Origin of the sequence: Jeotgalibacillus proteolyticus (assembly GCF_002926065.1) — a bacterium.
In the GTDB taxonomy this organism is placed as follows: domain Bacteria; phylum Bacillota; class Bacilli; order Bacillales; family Jeotgalibacillaceae; genus Jeotgalibacillus; species Jeotgalibacillus proteolyticus.
Window position 1 is genome coordinate 436539 of the sequence record NZ_PREZ01000003.1, and the last position, 13563, is coordinate 450101.

General features: G+C 41.9%; 13 protein-coding genes. 6 read left to right on the forward strand and 7 right to left on the reverse strand.

Annotation, left to right across the window (positions count from 1 at the left end):
• Window positions 1–38 precede the first annotated feature (38 nt).
• Window positions 39–290, forward strand: a complete 252-nt coding sequence (locus C4B60_RS09210) for a GlsB/YeaQ/YmgE family stress response membrane protein (protein ID WP_104057701.1) — start codon at window positions 39–41, stop codon at window positions 288–290.
• A 39-nt stretch (window positions 291–329) separates the two neighbouring features.
• On the opposite strand, the gene C4B60_RS09215 is transcribed toward C4B60_RS09210, so the two are convergent.
• Together C4B60_RS09215 and C4B60_RS09220 are read right to left on the reverse strand one after the other, a co-directional pair.
• Window positions 330–1082, reverse strand: a complete 753-nt coding sequence (locus C4B60_RS09215) for an ABC transporter permease (RefSeq protein WP_104057702.1) — start codon at window positions 1080–1082, stop codon at window positions 330–332.
• Complete coding sequence (locus C4B60_RS09220; protein ID WP_104057703.1) at window positions 1079–1810, reverse strand: ABC transporter ATP-binding protein; 732 nt, start codon at window positions 1808–1810, stop codon at window positions 1079–1081. The genes C4B60_RS09215 and C4B60_RS09220 overlap by 4 nt, the downstream gene beginning before the upstream one ends.
• 322 nt (window positions 1811–2132) lie before the next feature.
• Here C4B60_RS09220 and C4B60_RS09225 point away from each other — a divergent pair, with 322 nt between their 5' ends.
• Entirely contained in the window at window positions 2133–2972 is an 840-nt protein-coding gene (locus tag C4B60_RS09225) for a manganese catalase (RefSeq protein ID WP_104057704.1), read from the forward strand.
• Between the two features lie 172 nt (window positions 2973–3144).
• Window positions 3145–4554: an LVIVD repeat-containing protein gene (locus C4B60_RS09230; protein ID WP_104057705.1), complete on the forward strand. Its 1410-nt coding sequence runs from the start codon at window positions 3145–3147 to the stop codon at window positions 4552–4554.
• 43 nt (window positions 4555–4597) lie between these two features.
• On the opposite strand, the gene C4B60_RS09235 is transcribed toward C4B60_RS09230, so the two are convergent.
• The 4 genes from C4B60_RS09235 to C4B60_RS09250 form a co-directional block, all read right to left on the reverse strand.
• The gene (locus tag C4B60_RS09235) at window positions 4598–5329 is read right to left on the reverse strand and encodes an alpha/beta hydrolase (RefSeq protein ID WP_104057706.1); all 732 of its coding nucleotides are present in this window, start codon (window positions 5327–5329) and stop codon (window positions 4598–4600) included.
• 239 nt (window positions 5330–5568) lie between these two features.
• Window positions 5569–6078, reverse strand: a complete 510-nt coding sequence (locus tag C4B60_RS09240; RefSeq protein WP_104057707.1) for a DUF421 domain-containing protein — start codon at window positions 6076–6078, stop codon at window positions 5569–5571.
• An 88-nt stretch (window positions 6079–6166) separates the two neighbouring features.
• Entirely contained in the window at window positions 6167–7516 is a 1350-nt protein-coding gene (locus C4B60_RS09245) for an amidohydrolase family protein (protein ID WP_104057708.1), read from the reverse strand.
• Between the two features lie 43 nt (window positions 7517–7559).
• On the reverse strand, window positions 7560–7826 hold the full coding sequence (locus tag C4B60_RS09250; protein ID WP_104057709.1) for a hypothetical protein: 267 nt from the start codon (window positions 7824–7826) through the stop codon (window positions 7560–7562).
• Window positions 7827–8051: 225 nt separating this feature from the next.
• Here C4B60_RS09250 and C4B60_RS09255 point away from each other — a divergent pair, with 225 nt between their 5' ends.
• Genes C4B60_RS09255 through C4B60_RS09265 form a run of 3 tightly spaced genes read left to right on the forward strand, consistent with a single transcriptional unit; the run spans window position 8052 to window position 12018 of the window.
• A complete protein-coding gene (locus tag C4B60_RS09255) occupies window positions 8052–9002 on the forward strand; it encodes a glycosyltransferase family 2 protein (RefSeq protein ID WP_104057710.1) in 951 nt (316 codons plus the stop codon).
• Window positions 8999–9388, forward strand: coding sequence for a GtrA family protein (locus tag C4B60_RS09260; protein WP_104057711.1), 390 nt, complete (start codon window positions 8999–9001; stop codon window positions 9386–9388). Before C4B60_RS09255 ends, C4B60_RS09260 begins: the two co-directional genes overlap by 4 nt.
• Complete coding sequence (locus C4B60_RS09265; protein ID WP_104057712.1) at window positions 9385–12018, forward strand: YfhO family protein; 2634 nt, start codon at window positions 9385–9387, stop codon at window positions 12016–12018. Before C4B60_RS09260 ends, C4B60_RS09265 begins: the two co-directional genes overlap by 4 nt.
• Before the next feature lie 165 nt (window positions 12019–12183).
• Here C4B60_RS09265 and C4B60_RS09270 read toward each other — a convergent pair whose 3' ends face one another.
• Entirely contained in the window at window positions 12184–13419 is a 1236-nt protein-coding gene (locus C4B60_RS09270; protein ID WP_104057713.1) for an MFS transporter, read from the reverse strand.
• Window positions 13420–13563 lie beyond the last annotated feature (144 nt).

The following is a 13563-nucleotide window of genomic DNA, read 5'->3' on the forward strand; positions in this document are numbered from 1 at the left end:
CTAAAGTAAAAGAAAGAGTTGAAAGGAGTTTTACAATTATGGGCTTTATTTTATTTTTAATTGTCGGAGGATTGATCGGCTGGTTAGCTGGCGTCATTCTCGGGAAAGACATTCCATTTGGCATTATAGGTAATATTATTGCAGGTATCATTGGCGCCTGGATAGGCGGAGCATTACTAAACGATTTAGGACCGGTAATTGGCGGAATTGCGATTATTCCTGCTTTAATTGGTTCACTTATCTTCGTCTTCATTTTAAGCGTTATTTTAAAAGGAAGAGGAAAACGATAAAAAAAATGACCGCTCTCCTCATCATAGGAGAGCGGTTTTTTAACGGTTTTTTAATAGCTGCATTCGTTGATTAAATAAAGTTGGGTAGGATAAGAAACCAAGCATAACACTTGTCACGGCCGCTGTTGTCAGCAGCAGGAACATGATCAGTAATTGAAACTGAACCGCCTGGATTGGATCAGCCCCGGCAATAATCTGTCCGCTCATCATCCCCGGCAGCTGCACGAGCCCAACAGTTTTTTGGCTTTCGATGGTTGGAATCATGCTCGCTTTAATGGACCGGATCAGCTGGTGATGAATGGCCTGTTTGGGTGTTCCGCCAAGAGAAAGGATCAGCTCTGTTTCATCCTGATGATCATCTACTTCAGAGGTGAAACGGTTTAAAAAGAGAATAGCAAGAACCATGGAGTTTCCTATAACCATTCCACTGATGGAAATAATATATTGTGCTGTAGGCGGAGTAATATTGAATCCAATTAAAATCCCCTGAGTCAAGACCTCCACAGTAATCAGTGTGACAGCTACCTTCCAGGTGATTCCTTTTATAGAAGCTCCTTTTCTCTGTGCATTATGGGTTGCAACCAAGATCATCAATGTAACCATCAAGAAAATATAAAATAAGCTTTCTGAATCAAAAACGAATTTTAAAATGAATCCTACCGCCAACAGCTGAATTATGGAGCGGATCGTTGCAACAATTGTATCCTTTTCCAATCCAAGCCTTAAGGTTTTAGACAAAATAAGCGGAATTAAAACAAATATTAAGGTAAGAGATAATGCCAAATAACTCATTCTGCCTCCCCTTTCACAAACCGTCTAACTTTTTCATTTACTGGTGATTCAAGCAGCTCACTCTCTCCTGTTTCAATGACTTCCCCGTCCATCATGACCCAGGTGTAATTCCCAATGGTTAAAGCCTGCTGCAAATTATGCGTAATCCAAATGATGGTAGTTCCATATTTTTGATTAATCTTTACAATTAACTCCTCAATTTCTCTTTGTGAAGTCCTGTCAAGTGAAGATGTTATTTCATCAAGCAAGAGGATCTTAGGGCGATTAACTAATGTTCTTGCAATGGAAACCTTTTGCTTTTGCCCGCCTGACAAATCCTTTACATTCTTACTCAGGAAATCTTCTTTAAGTCCCACATCACGCAATAATTCTCCTGCCTCCCCCTCTGCAGGTTTTTTCTCCTGCAGCGTTAAAGGCAGCGCCAAATTATCCATCACGGTACCGCTAATCATCGGTGCACTTTGCAATGCCATCCCGACGAGACGGCGGAGCTCAACCGGCTGAAAGTCAGTAATCGTTTTTTCTTTTATATAAATCTCTCCGGAGTCCGGCGAAAGCAAATGATTACAAAGCTTTAGCAATGTTGTTTTCCCTGCTCCTGAAGGCCCCACCAAAGTGGTTATTTTCCCCTCCGGAAACGAACCCGTTATGTTTTTCAAAATTTCTTCTCCATTAATGGAAAAGCTGACATTGTTAAAGTGAATGGCCGGCTTATATCTTGAATTCATAGCATCACACCCTTATTTAAAAATATTATTTATAGTTATTATCATCTGATAAATATATCAAATAATAACCTTTTATTCAACTTTAAATGAGAATTAAATTATATAGTTGAGAATTGAATTCATTTAATATTGACTTTATAAGATATCTCCTTTTATTTCTTAATAATAATTATAATTTATAGTTCCTATCTTATTTGTAAATTTTTCTTTTTTTATTTACATTATTCCCTATTTTATAAATAAAAAATTGTTTAAATCTTATCCTTCTGGGAACTTAGAACAGTAGATTCATATAATTTAAAAATTCAGAGGAGGAAGGTACATGTTTCGTCATCAAAAAGAACTGCAATATGAAGTCAAGGTCGATCGTCCGGATCCAATGCTGGCTCGTCAGGTACAAGAGGTTTTAGGTGGACAGTTTGGTGAAATGACCGTTATGATGCAATATTTATTCCAAGGATTTAACTGTCGCGGCGAAGAAAAGTACAAAGATCTGTTAATGGATATTGGTACCGAGGAAATCGGTCATGTTGAGATGCTTTGTGCTCTCATCAGCCAGCTTCTTGAGGGTGCTTCGCCTGAAGACCAGGCAAAAGCTGCTGAAGATCCGGCTATTGCGGCCATCATGGGCGGAATTAATCCGCAGCAATTGATCATGAGCGGACTTGGCGCCGTGCCAACAAATTCAAACGGTGTTCCGTGGAACGGTGCTTATATTGTAGCCAGCGGAAATCTTCTTGCTGATATGCGTTCAAATCTGCACGCTGAAACACAAGGCCGTCTGCAGGTTTCAAGATTGTACCATATGACGAAGGATGAAGGTGTCCGCACTGTCTTCCGCAAGATGCTAGCTCGTGACCGCTACCACCAGTATCAATGGCTTGCGGCAATTTCTGAGCTTGAAGAAAAGAATGGCGTTGTTGTACCTGCCTCCTTCCCTCCAGAAGCAGAAATGGAAGCTCAGCCTGAAGCTTACAAGCTATTTAATCTTTCTGAAGGAACCGAATCTAAAGAAGGCCCGTGGGCAAGAGGAACTGCCCAGGATGGAACAGGCGACTTTGAATACGTTTCCGATCCTAAACCAAAAGGAAAAGCGCCAAAACCTGGAGTACCAGCACCAGAATTGCACCACGATTTAACAGCAAGTGTAACGGATAAATAACTGTTAATATAATGCCCCTCTCCTAAGAGGGGCTTTTTTTCATACAGAGACACTACATAAGATACACACAACACATAAATAATTCATTATATTTGTACTATTTTAAGTTTTCTAATTATTGGTATAATATTCTTGTAAGACTATTAATTACATATTGGAGGGGTTAGATTACATGAAAGCCAAAAAAGTATTAGCTACAACAGCCATTGCCAGTGCTCTTGTGTTTGGAAGCTTTGTACCGGGAACATTGGCCCATGATGCATTGGATGAAAGCGGTCTAATGAAAGGAGAAAGAGAGGTATTCTCTAATGAAGACCTTGTTAATTTAAGTGCATCAAGCTTAAGCGGATCAAAAAATGTTTCGAATTTAAACGAAGCTGCAGCAGTCCAGATTCAGAAACTGAACGGTGTGCAAAATAACACAGCTGATGTTTACGCACATAAAGGCTTTGCTTACCTGGGTACTCATACAGCCAATGGAGCGAATGGAGGCGTTCGTGTATTTGATTTAAAGGATCCCTCAAACCCTAAAGAAATTTCTGTCTTTGCAAATGATGATGTAGCTAATACTTGGCAGGAAAAAGTCATTGTAAAAAGCGTTAACACCCCTCACTTTAAAGGAGATCTTGCAGTTGTCAGTGTTCAGCAGCGCAACCGTACAGCCCCTGAGACTTCAGGAGGATTTCTTCTTTATGATGTAACAGATCCTTATGAGCCAAAGAAACTTGGTTTTTGGGAAACCTATTCCAATACCAGTGGTACGCATGAGCTTTACCTCGCATCACAGGGTGATCGAACGTTAGTCTTTACATCCAATCCATATGCTGATTACTACAGCCATGGAGAGCAAAAAGACTTTCAAATCGTTGATGTTACAGACCCGGCAAATCCAGAAACAATCTGGCAGTTTGATCCCAGAATCCTACCCGAGGTTCCAAATTCATTCAATGGATACAATTGGACTGACACTCACGGCAAATCAAGAGCGGTCTTTAACCATAGTGTAATGACAGATAATAACGCTCAATATGCTTACGTTTCGATGTGGGATTTAGGCACTATTATTTTTGATATTAAAGACCCTGAGAACCCTGTATACCTGGGAAGAACAGATTTTGCTTCTGACCAGCAGGGATCCGCGCACTCCGCAGCACTGGCGCAAGGCGGAAATGTGTTAATTGAAACACGTGAAGTCTATCAGCCAAAACGTGCAGGATTTGAGGAGTCTTATGGTTATACGCGTATCTTTGATATTAAAGACAAAAAGAATCCAAAGCTTCTAAGTGAATTTAAAACCGACCTCACAGACAAAGTAGAAGCAGGAAACACATTCTCTAACACCGTTCATGATCCAAAAGTACAAGGAAATACGCTTTACCTCAGTCACTATGCCGGAGGAGTTTATACAGTAGATATTTCAAACCCAGCCAAACCGGTTCAAATCGGTCAATACGTACCAGACCAGGCAGATGTATGGGGTGTATTCGTTGATCGAAATTATGTGCTTGCTTCTGATATGGGACAAGGGTTAAAAGTACTTTTAAAGAATAATGGAACATCTTCAAAAAAACAAACAAACTAAGTAAACAAGCATTGTGAGCCGATTGACTCACAATGCTTGTTTTTTACTTGAAGGTAGTAAGCCACTCTAATGTCACACTCATCATCTCAGCCTGCTGCTCTTTTGCAGAAACCGCAGCAGCCATATCTCCCGGCTGCTCCCCGTACATGCCAAACTGAGCATGATTGCCGCCTTTGATTCCGTGCAGCAAAGCTTCATCTGACAGAAGCGCTTCTGATTCTTTTATATCCTCAACCGTTGAAAGTCCGTCATTTTCTCCATATAACAAAAGCATGGGCAGGTCTGTTCCGGAAAAATCGGCTCCTCCGCCTGGATAAGAAGCAAGAAAAATAATGCCTTCTATTTTTTTCGGATTATTTTGAGCATATAATGCCGCCCCAACACCTCCAAGCGAATGTCCGCCAATCACCCATTTTTCAATTGAGGGATGACTGTCAAAAACGTCTTCTGCCCTGCTTTGATCGAGCATAGCTAAATTCAGCCGGACTGCAGGGATCGCAACAAGATACCCTTCCTCTGCAAGACCTTTTGCATAATACGCATACGCTTCAGGCTCTACCTTGCCTCCCGGATAAAGAACAATGCCGGTTCCGTTAGGCTCCTCCGGCAAGAAGGTAACGATGTTATCTTCATTGCTCCATTCGTTTTCATTTACAAGTGAGTATAGCTCATCTGTAGCGTCACGCGTTTGCTGGGTCCATATATAAAATCCTGCAAAAGTCACAAGAAGGATAACTAACAACCCGATTAGTATGTATTTGATCCATTTTTTCATGATAGTCCTCCAATTTTTCAGTCACGAGAGGTATTCTTCTGTTTGCGAGCGGGAGTTAATGATAATTAAGCGATATTTTTCGTTTGTGAGCTGGGTTCATTTTTTAATGAGTGCCATTTTTTATTTATGAGCGCTTTCTGGAAATTTATAAGCGTTATTAGTAAAGCATGTGCTGAATCCTTTGTTTACTTAAGTACAAAAAACTCCACTTTTCCAATCACAAAGTGGAGTAAATAAAATCAATCCTTAAAATTCCTAACAGTAGACTGCTCTTCACTTCCGTCTGACTTCGTTAAAACGGAGATGCTGCCGTCGGTTTCAAGTACGACTGCCCGCACCTTTTCCATCGAATCAACACCGCTTGACCTTGCTGCCTGAAGCATTTCTTTTTCCATGATCCGTGCTTTCTTCATTTCACCCCTCAAAAATTCTTCATTATAATAGAGCAATTTGGGACTGGATCTAATAATTTTACTTACAGCTTTTGATCGTACTGAAAGCCATGTGATGATATACTGCATGACAATTAACACGAAAAAAGCAGTCATTCCTTCTGCCAGTGCAATATTTTCATCTAAAAGAATAGTAGCAAGAACTGAACCAAGAGCTACTGTTACCACTAAATCAAACGCATTTAATTGAGTCAGCGTTCGTTTCCCTGAGATTCTAAGGATTGCGACCAGCCCTATGTAGGCTAAAACACCCACTGATAAGGTTCTCCAGATCGTTTCCCAGTCGTTAAAAAACATATAATTCCCCCCTGTAGCCTTACCTTCTTTCCGATTTCCCTCCTAAAATAATGGCAAACGAGAAACAGGGATATTGTACGTTAGTTTTTCATTGAGAAACCTTCTGACGATATTCCTTAAAGAGGTGATCCCGTGATTCATATGCCTGCTGCTTAAGGTTCTCAAGGTCAACATTAACCAGCTTTCCGTCTTTTTTCACAGCATTTCCCGCTACATAAACGGAATCCACATTGGCCGGATTTGTACATTGCACTACAGTGCCAATAGGACCGTTTACCGGAAAGATGTTTAAATCAGACGTGCGGATCATAATGAGATCTGCCTGTTTTCCGGGGGTTAACGTGCCTACTTTATCCTCAAGCAGTAATGCTTTCGCACCCTCAATGGTGGCTAATTCCAGCATCATTTGAGCTGAGATATGAAGGTCAGGACCAGGCATGATGCCTTTATCAAGCAGCTGTTGGTTGACTCTTGCCCGCTCTGCCTGAAGTGCAAATTTCATTTGAGCAAACATGTCTCCGCCCGTTGAAGTAACGACATCTACACCGAGAGCAGGCTTCACTCCGTTTTCAAGCGCCAGCCCTACTGCAGGGTAGCCATGCCCCATCATCATCTCAACCTCAGGAGTAACGGTTATACTGCCGCCTTTTTCAGCCAGCATTCTCATTTCCTCCGGACTCACTGCATTTGCATGAGCGAAATTCAAATCGCTCCCTAGTAAATTTGCCCCGTTTAATCGTTCAATAGAGCGTGCAGCCGAACCCCAGGTGCCAAAGCCTAAATGCATACTGCACACAGCATCCAATTCCCGGGCAAGCTTGATTTCCTTCACACTCGTTTCCCACGAGCTGAATTCAGGTCCCCTGATTGCAAGTCCCATCGTTAAAAGCTGATCGCGTGAGGAAAAATGCCTCTCCTTCACTTTTTTGGCGTCCTCTGCGTTATCGATTGTACTTTCAGCATTCCAGTATTCTGTGTCACCGGGACAGCCATGAGCAAAGACCCCGCGAATTCCGGCATCCTTCAAGCCTCTTATCATCTCTTCTGTATGATCGGGGGAAATAATCATAGACCAATCAAGAATCGTTGTGACCCCGGCATCCAATGCCTCAAGTGCACCAGCAAAATTTGCGATATAATCATCCTGCGGACGGCGCATGGCTCCAAGCCCTCCGTAATAGATTTGACTTAAGTACGTTTGCAGCGACCAATCCGCTCCTATATTCCGAATAATCGACTCCCATGTATGTCTATGAGAATCAATCAGCCCCGGCATTACGATCATTCCTGCTGCATCAATCACTTCACAATCCTCTGCCTCTATAGAAGGATTTATTGCTAAAATTGTTGAACCTTCTATTAAAATATCAGCCTCGTCATAGCTTCCGAGCTTCCTGTCCAATGTAAGCACGGTACCGTTTTTAATGAGTTTCTTCATTCCGCCATCTCCTTCTAAATTAAAATACTAGCGATCGTCTGCCCTATTCGTCTTTATGTACATTATTCATTGTTAAAATTCTTCTGTATAAGAAAATGATCAGCGCAGAAATCAAACCGACAGCCATCATGACAAGTCCATTAAATCCCCAGGTACTTCCTTCAATCCCTCTGATCATCCATACTCTGACCAGCAAAAGAGTCACACCCAGCTGAAAAATAAGATACGGGATAAAATACTTTTTATGCATGACATACATATACTTAACCATTACCCAGCCTGCCACAAAAACAGCAATGATCAACAGCATTATCTTTCCCCCTTCCTCCATTTTCTGCCTGCCTTAAGAGTAACACAGTTCTCGTTTCACCCTTTATCCATATAAGGAAAATCCTCTCACATACTTAAAAATTATCATTTCATAGGAGGAAATATTTAGTTTATAGCCCGCTATACAGGGAATAATAAGAGCATTATTAGAAAATAGATTACTAGATTAATTTTTATCGTTAATCAGTTATTTGGAGGAGCAGCGATGAACAATTTGCAGCCAACCATTTCCTTTATTATTCCCGCATATAATGAAGCAGAAAATGTACCCTTGGTTCATAAGGAATTAAAAAAGACGTTTGAAGATTTATCTTATCAATTTGAAATTGTCTTTGTTGATGACGGGAGCAGTGATAATACTCTGACTGTCCTGCAAGATATGGCCAGCAAATGTGATAAAGTGAACTATGTTTCCTTTACGAGAAACTTTGGAAAAGAAGCCGCTCTTATCGCAGGGCTTGAGCATGTTAAGGGAGATGCGGTCATTATTATGGATGCCGACTTGCAGCATCCTGTCTCTTTAATTCCTGATCTGCTAAAAGGATTTGAGGAAGGATACGATCAGGTCATTGCCAAGCGCAATCGTAAAGGAGATTCAAAGCTCCGTACTGCGCTTTCAAATTTTTATTACTTCGTTATAAATAAACTGACCGATGTGGATATGAAAAACGGAGTCGGTGATTTCCGTTTACTTAGCAGGCGGGCAATTAATGCGATGCTAATGCTAAAAGAAGGAAACCGCTTTTCAAAAGGGTTATTTTCTTGGATAGGATACGAGCAGAAAATCATTCATTATGAGAACGTCCAGCGTGAAAACGGAGAATCCAAGTGGTCGTTTTCAAATCTTGTCAATTACGGCATTGATGGAATGATTTCATTTAATCTTAAGCCTCTCAGAGTTTGTTTATATATGGGGCTGTTTATCTTGTTTATTTCCCTTATCTATATCATGGCGATGTTTGTGCAGGTGTTCCGTGAGGGAGTCAGTGTCCCGGGATATTTCACGACCATTTCAGCTGTTCTGTTTTTAGGCGGTCTTCATTTATTCAGTCTGGGTATAATCGGAGAATATATCGGACGTATTTATTATGAGGCAAAGCAAAGACCCCTCTATCTTGTTCAGGAAACCAATGTTACTAAGAGAGGTTCAGAATGAAGCGTTTTAATACAGAATTCACCCGATTTGTCGTAGTAGGAGGGATCAACACCCTCAATTACTACGCGGTCTTTTTATTTTTCCATCAATTATTATCCCTGCATTATATGGCTTCACATTTGATAGGGTTTATGGTCAGCCTTGTCATCTCGTTCTTTTTAAATTCGTATTTCACCTATAGAGTCAAGCCGACATGGGCAAAGTTTTTACAATTCCCCATCACCCAGCTTGTCAATGTAGGTGTATCGTCAGCTTTTGTATTCGCTTTTGTGGAGTGGCTGAACTTTAACAGCTCTATCGCTCCTCTTTTTGCCGTGATCTTTACAATCCCCGTAACCTTTATCGTGACAGGGAAAATTCTTAAAACAAATGGTGAGCCTTTATGATAAATAAACGTAACATTCTTTTACTTGTACTGGCGGCTTTTGCCGCCGCTTTCTTTTCCCACTTTTTCTTTTTGAGAGAGTGGTGGAATGACAGCTATATGCTTGGCCCTAATGACGGCTTAAACCAGATCGCCCCCTTTAAAGAGATGTTCTACAACGAATATACAAGCGGCAGTTTTTTCTATTCCTTTTCTTTTGGGATGGGAGCAGGCATCTATAGTCAGCTTGGCTATTATTACTCGACAAATTTAATTTACATAGTAACGGTGGCAGCCGTTTACCTGCTGGAAGTCACCAGCATCATTGACAAGCCGGATGTTTTATTCTGGGCGCAGGCAAATGTATGGCTGAGTGTCATCCGGGTTACGGGTATTATTATTCTTACGACACTTGTTTTCAGATACATGAAAATTCGATTGATACCCGCTTTTGCGGGCGCTTCTCTTTACGCTATTAATGCGATTTATTTCAGACATGTTGTGTACTGGGAGTTTTTTGCAGATGCGTTTTTCTGGGTGCCGCTTTTAGTTCTCGGTGTAGAAAAGATCATTCGGGAAAAGCAGCCTGTATGGTTTATTGCCGCGGTTGCTTTAACGGTATTTACTAATTTTTATTTTGCCTATATTAATCTGATTTTTATTGCGATCTACATTGTGTTCCGCTGGTTTATTCATTTAGAAAAAAATGAAGCTTCGCTGCGGTCACAGATTAAACAGCTCGGTTTTGGCGGTCTTTTAGGATTCGGCATAGGTTCTGTCGGCTTTATTCCTGCGGTTTACGGTTACTTGAACAATCACCGTCCCCCATTTGAAAATGACATCCCTTTACTGGATCCCTTTGATAATGTGTTATTTAGCAGCCTGACCCTTCTTCTTCCGGCAATTTTTCTTTTATTCGTCTGGATGTGGTCGTTTTACCGGAACAGACTGTTTTTATTGTTTGCCTCCCTCAGTCTGCTGCTGTCGATACTGCACTTTGTCCCTTATGCAGGCAGTATGTTTAACGGTTTTTCAGCCCCTAGAAACCGCTTTGAGTACCTCGCGTACTTTTCAATCGGCGGAATGACAGCGGTTGGTCTTCAGCTGCTTGCAAAGGCAAGAAAATTACAGCTGGTTATAGCGGGCGGATTTGCTATCGGAGCTTACCTTTTCTACTATTATTTCGATCAGACCTATACAGCTGATACGGATAAAGCAATTGTAATTCTTATACAGGCAGCAATTGTACTTGTAGCTTTTCTTCTATACGGCTGGTTTAAAAAACCTGCTTACGGCTACACGCTCATCGCTGTCATTATTATTGGAAACATCGTTGTCATGAACAACCATCAGCAACACTCTTTTGGCAGTGTAGAGCGGGTTAATAAGGAGTATCTTCTCAGTGAAGACTACATGCACCCTGAGCAAAAGGAACTTATTGCAGAGCTCCAGGAAATTGATAACTCTGTCATGCCAAGACTTGACTGGCGCGGGGAGGATCTTCGGAACAATATCCCAATCGTTCAAGGGTTTTATGGGACCAGCGCTTATTCCAGTATTCAAAATAAAAATGTTCTCTTCTTTTACTACGAGGATTTAGAAATCGATATGGAGCATGAGAGTGTCAGCCGGTATTCAGGTTTTGGGGACCGGGCTAATTTATACAGTCTCCTGCGGGGAAAATACCTGATGCACGCAAAAGCATGGGAGGAAGAAATCATTCCGTATGGCTTTGAAGAGATTCTCCAAAGTGAAAACTATGTTATTTATGAAAACACCAATGTTCTTCCATTTATAAAAACTTCAAGCGAGCTTTATAATGAGGATGATGTTAAACAGGTGGATATTCCTTCAAGGGAAAGCGCGATGCTGTCAGGAATTGTGGTAAAGGATCTGGAGCAGGAGCCTTCTGAGATTGAATCGCAGGAAGACCTTTTAGAAAACGCCGAAATTGTCCCTGTTGATGCGACCTACGAGGACGGGCAGCTAACCGTTACCGGTGATAGAGGCGGTCTTGATTTTAGAATTAATGAGGCAGCAGCGGACTGGGAAGACCTTTATTTATCCTTCTTCCTTGAGAATAACGACCGTCAGGCACCTATGCTGAAAATTGCGGTGAATGAATTTGAAACGCTCCGCAAATCACACAGATCCCTCTACAGAACAGCGATCAACGACATCACCGTCAGGGTAGCAAGTGCTGAAACGGTTTCGCTTCGTGTCAGGGAAGGAAGCTATACGCTTGAGAACCTGAAGCTGTTCGGTGAAGATTATGCTGCACTGGACGAGGCTGTCCAGACAGATACACATCCCGACGAGGCAGAGCTTTCCGGTAATAAAATCAAGCTGCAATTTGATAATAGGGATAATGATTCGCATCTGACCATTCCGATTCCTTATGAGTTAGGTTGGCAGGTGAAGGTAAACGGAGAAAAAAGAGACATCCTGGAAACCAATTTTGCCTTTTTAGGCACTGAAATTGATGAAGGTGAAAATACAGTTGAATTTGTTTATTACCCGCCTTATTTCAGAAGCAGCCTGACTGCTGCAGTTGTTTCCCTGCTGATCACTGTAATCTGGGGGATGACGCATTGGAAAAAGAATCGTAAAAGCAGGCCGGGACGTAACGATAAGTTTATAAACGTGAGGTGAACGGAGCGGAAGGGGGCGACTCCAGCGGGATAGAGCGGGAGCTTGAGATCCACTTGCGAAGCAAGTTAGCGAAGGGCCCCGCGGAAAGCGTCCCCTGAAGCGCAGGGAACCGGGTTTAGGAGGGAGTGACACATTTGTCTCCCTCCCTTTTTAATTTAAAACGATTTACCCCGCTTCCTTCATCCCTTCAAACACTTTTTTCTTCTCAGGGTGAAGCATCATCCCGATTAACACAAGCGTAGAAACTAAACACAGGAATGCCAGTGCAATAATGGTTAACCGGAGTGAAAAGATATCCGCGACGACACCCATTCCAAGTACAAAAACAATTTGAAAGAAGCTTAACACTACCCCATACAAACTCGTCACCCGCCCCATTATCTCAATTGGGACCTTGTGCTGATACCAGGTTGTATAGCCGGTATTTGAAAAGGCATTAAAAAAGCCGAGAAGAACAAAGCCGGCTGCGATCATTTCAAAGGAGTCACTGAAGGCGTAAATCAAATAACCGGTGGAAACCATTAAAAAACCTCCGCCAAATAAAAATTTGACAGATAAACGGTTTGCAAAGACTGCAACTGCAGCTGCTCCTAATACAGCTCCAACACCAGTAATACTGATTAATAAGCTGTATTGGAACTCACTCAAATTCACGACCTGTCTGGCAAACACGACCTCCTGTGCATCCATCGCAAATGTACCCAGCATGATGACTAAGTTAATACCAAGCACGCCCAGGAATAAAGCCTGTCCTCTGGCGAAATGGAAAACAGCCTGAAAATCCTCCTTAATCGCCTGAAAAGACAAAGGGTTGATGCCTGCTGTTTTTTCACCGTCAACATTCGGAAGGAACAGTAAAATGAAAGCCGAGAGGAAAAAGGTGACTGCATTAATCCAAATAGCCATATGTAATGAGCTCATAATAAATAACATGCCGGCAATTGCGGGACCAATAATAAAGGCTCCTGAGGTTGTCAGCGAGTAAAACGAATTAAAACGTTTTCTTTTTTTCTCAGGAACAAGCATCGTTATGTAGGTTAAAGAAGCGGGAGCAAAGAAGGATTTTGCCATTGAAATAAACCACAATAAAAGATAGATGCCCCACACTGAGGGCATAAACGGAATAAGTGCCACAAGCGCACCGCAAATCACATCTGTCCAAATCATTAATTTCCGCTTATTTGCACGGTCAATGATGCTCCCTGCCCAAAGCCTCGTAAAAATAGCGGCTGCCGGTCTGACAATCCAAAGTCCGGCAACCGCCGCTGCAGACCCTGTCATCTCAAGCACAAGCAGATTAATCGCAACGAGGTAAACAAAGTCCCCGACTGTCGACAGTCCCATTCCTGATAAAAGTAATGCAGGGAATCGCCATCCCTCCCACCTCAGTGACTTATTCATTCCAACCTCCCCCTTTCCTATCCATTCTCTAAATGGAAATTCATTTCCTTGTTAATCAGGGAGATTACGTGATCATTGTGTGACAGTTCATTTACAGGACAATATTTTAGTAAGAAGGATCTCCCCCCTTACTGATTAAGGGAG

What these genes read in the sequence shown, in the direction of transcription:
- C4B60_RS09210 (WP_104057701.1), top strand. Translation starts at nt 39, where the DNA reads ATGGGCTTTATTTTATTTTTAATTGTCGGAGGATTGATCGGCTGGTTA.
- C4B60_RS09215 (WP_104057702.1), bottom strand. Translation starts at nt 1,082, where the DNA reads ATGAGTTATTTGGCATTATCTCTTACCTTAATATTTGTTTTAATTCCG.
- C4B60_RS09220 (WP_104057703.1), bottom strand. Translation starts at nt 1,810, where the DNA reads ATGAATTCAAGATATAAGCCGGCCATTCACTTTAACAATGTCAGCTTT.
- C4B60_RS09225 (WP_104057704.1), top strand. Translation starts at nt 2,133, where the DNA reads ATGTTTCGTCATCAAAAAGAACTGCAATATGAAGTCAAGGTCGATCGT.
- C4B60_RS09230 (WP_104057705.1), top strand. Translation starts at nt 3,145, where the DNA reads ATGAAAGCCAAAAAAGTATTAGCTACAACAGCCATTGCCAGTGCTCTT.
- C4B60_RS09235 (WP_104057706.1), bottom strand. Translation starts at nt 5,329, where the DNA reads ATGAAAAAATGGATCAAATACATACTAATCGGGTTGTTAGTTATCCTT.
- C4B60_RS09240 (WP_104057707.1), bottom strand. Translation starts at nt 6,078, where the DNA reads ATGTTTTTTAACGACTGGGAAACGATCTGGAGAACCTTATCAGTGGGT.
- C4B60_RS09245 (WP_104057708.1), bottom strand. Translation starts at nt 7,516, where the DNA reads ATGAAGAAACTCATTAAAAACGGTACCGTGCTTACATTGGACAGGAAG.
- C4B60_RS09250 (WP_104057709.1), bottom strand. Translation starts at nt 7,826, where the DNA reads ATGCTGTTGATCATTGCTGTTTTTGTGGCAGGCTGGGTAATGGTTAAG.
- C4B60_RS09255 (WP_104057710.1), top strand. Translation starts at nt 8,052, where the DNA reads ATGAACAATTTGCAGCCAACCATTTCCTTTATTATTCCCGCATATAAT.
- C4B60_RS09260 (WP_104057711.1), top strand. Translation starts at nt 8,999, where the DNA reads ATGAAGCGTTTTAATACAGAATTCACCCGATTTGTCGTAGTAGGAGGG.
- C4B60_RS09265 (WP_104057712.1), top strand. Translation starts at nt 9,385, where the DNA reads ATGATAAATAAACGTAACATTCTTTTACTTGTACTGGCGGCTTTTGCC.
- C4B60_RS09270 (WP_104057713.1), bottom strand. Translation starts at nt 13,419, where the DNA reads ATGAATAAGTCACTGAGGTGGGAGGGATGGCGATTCCCTGCATTACTT.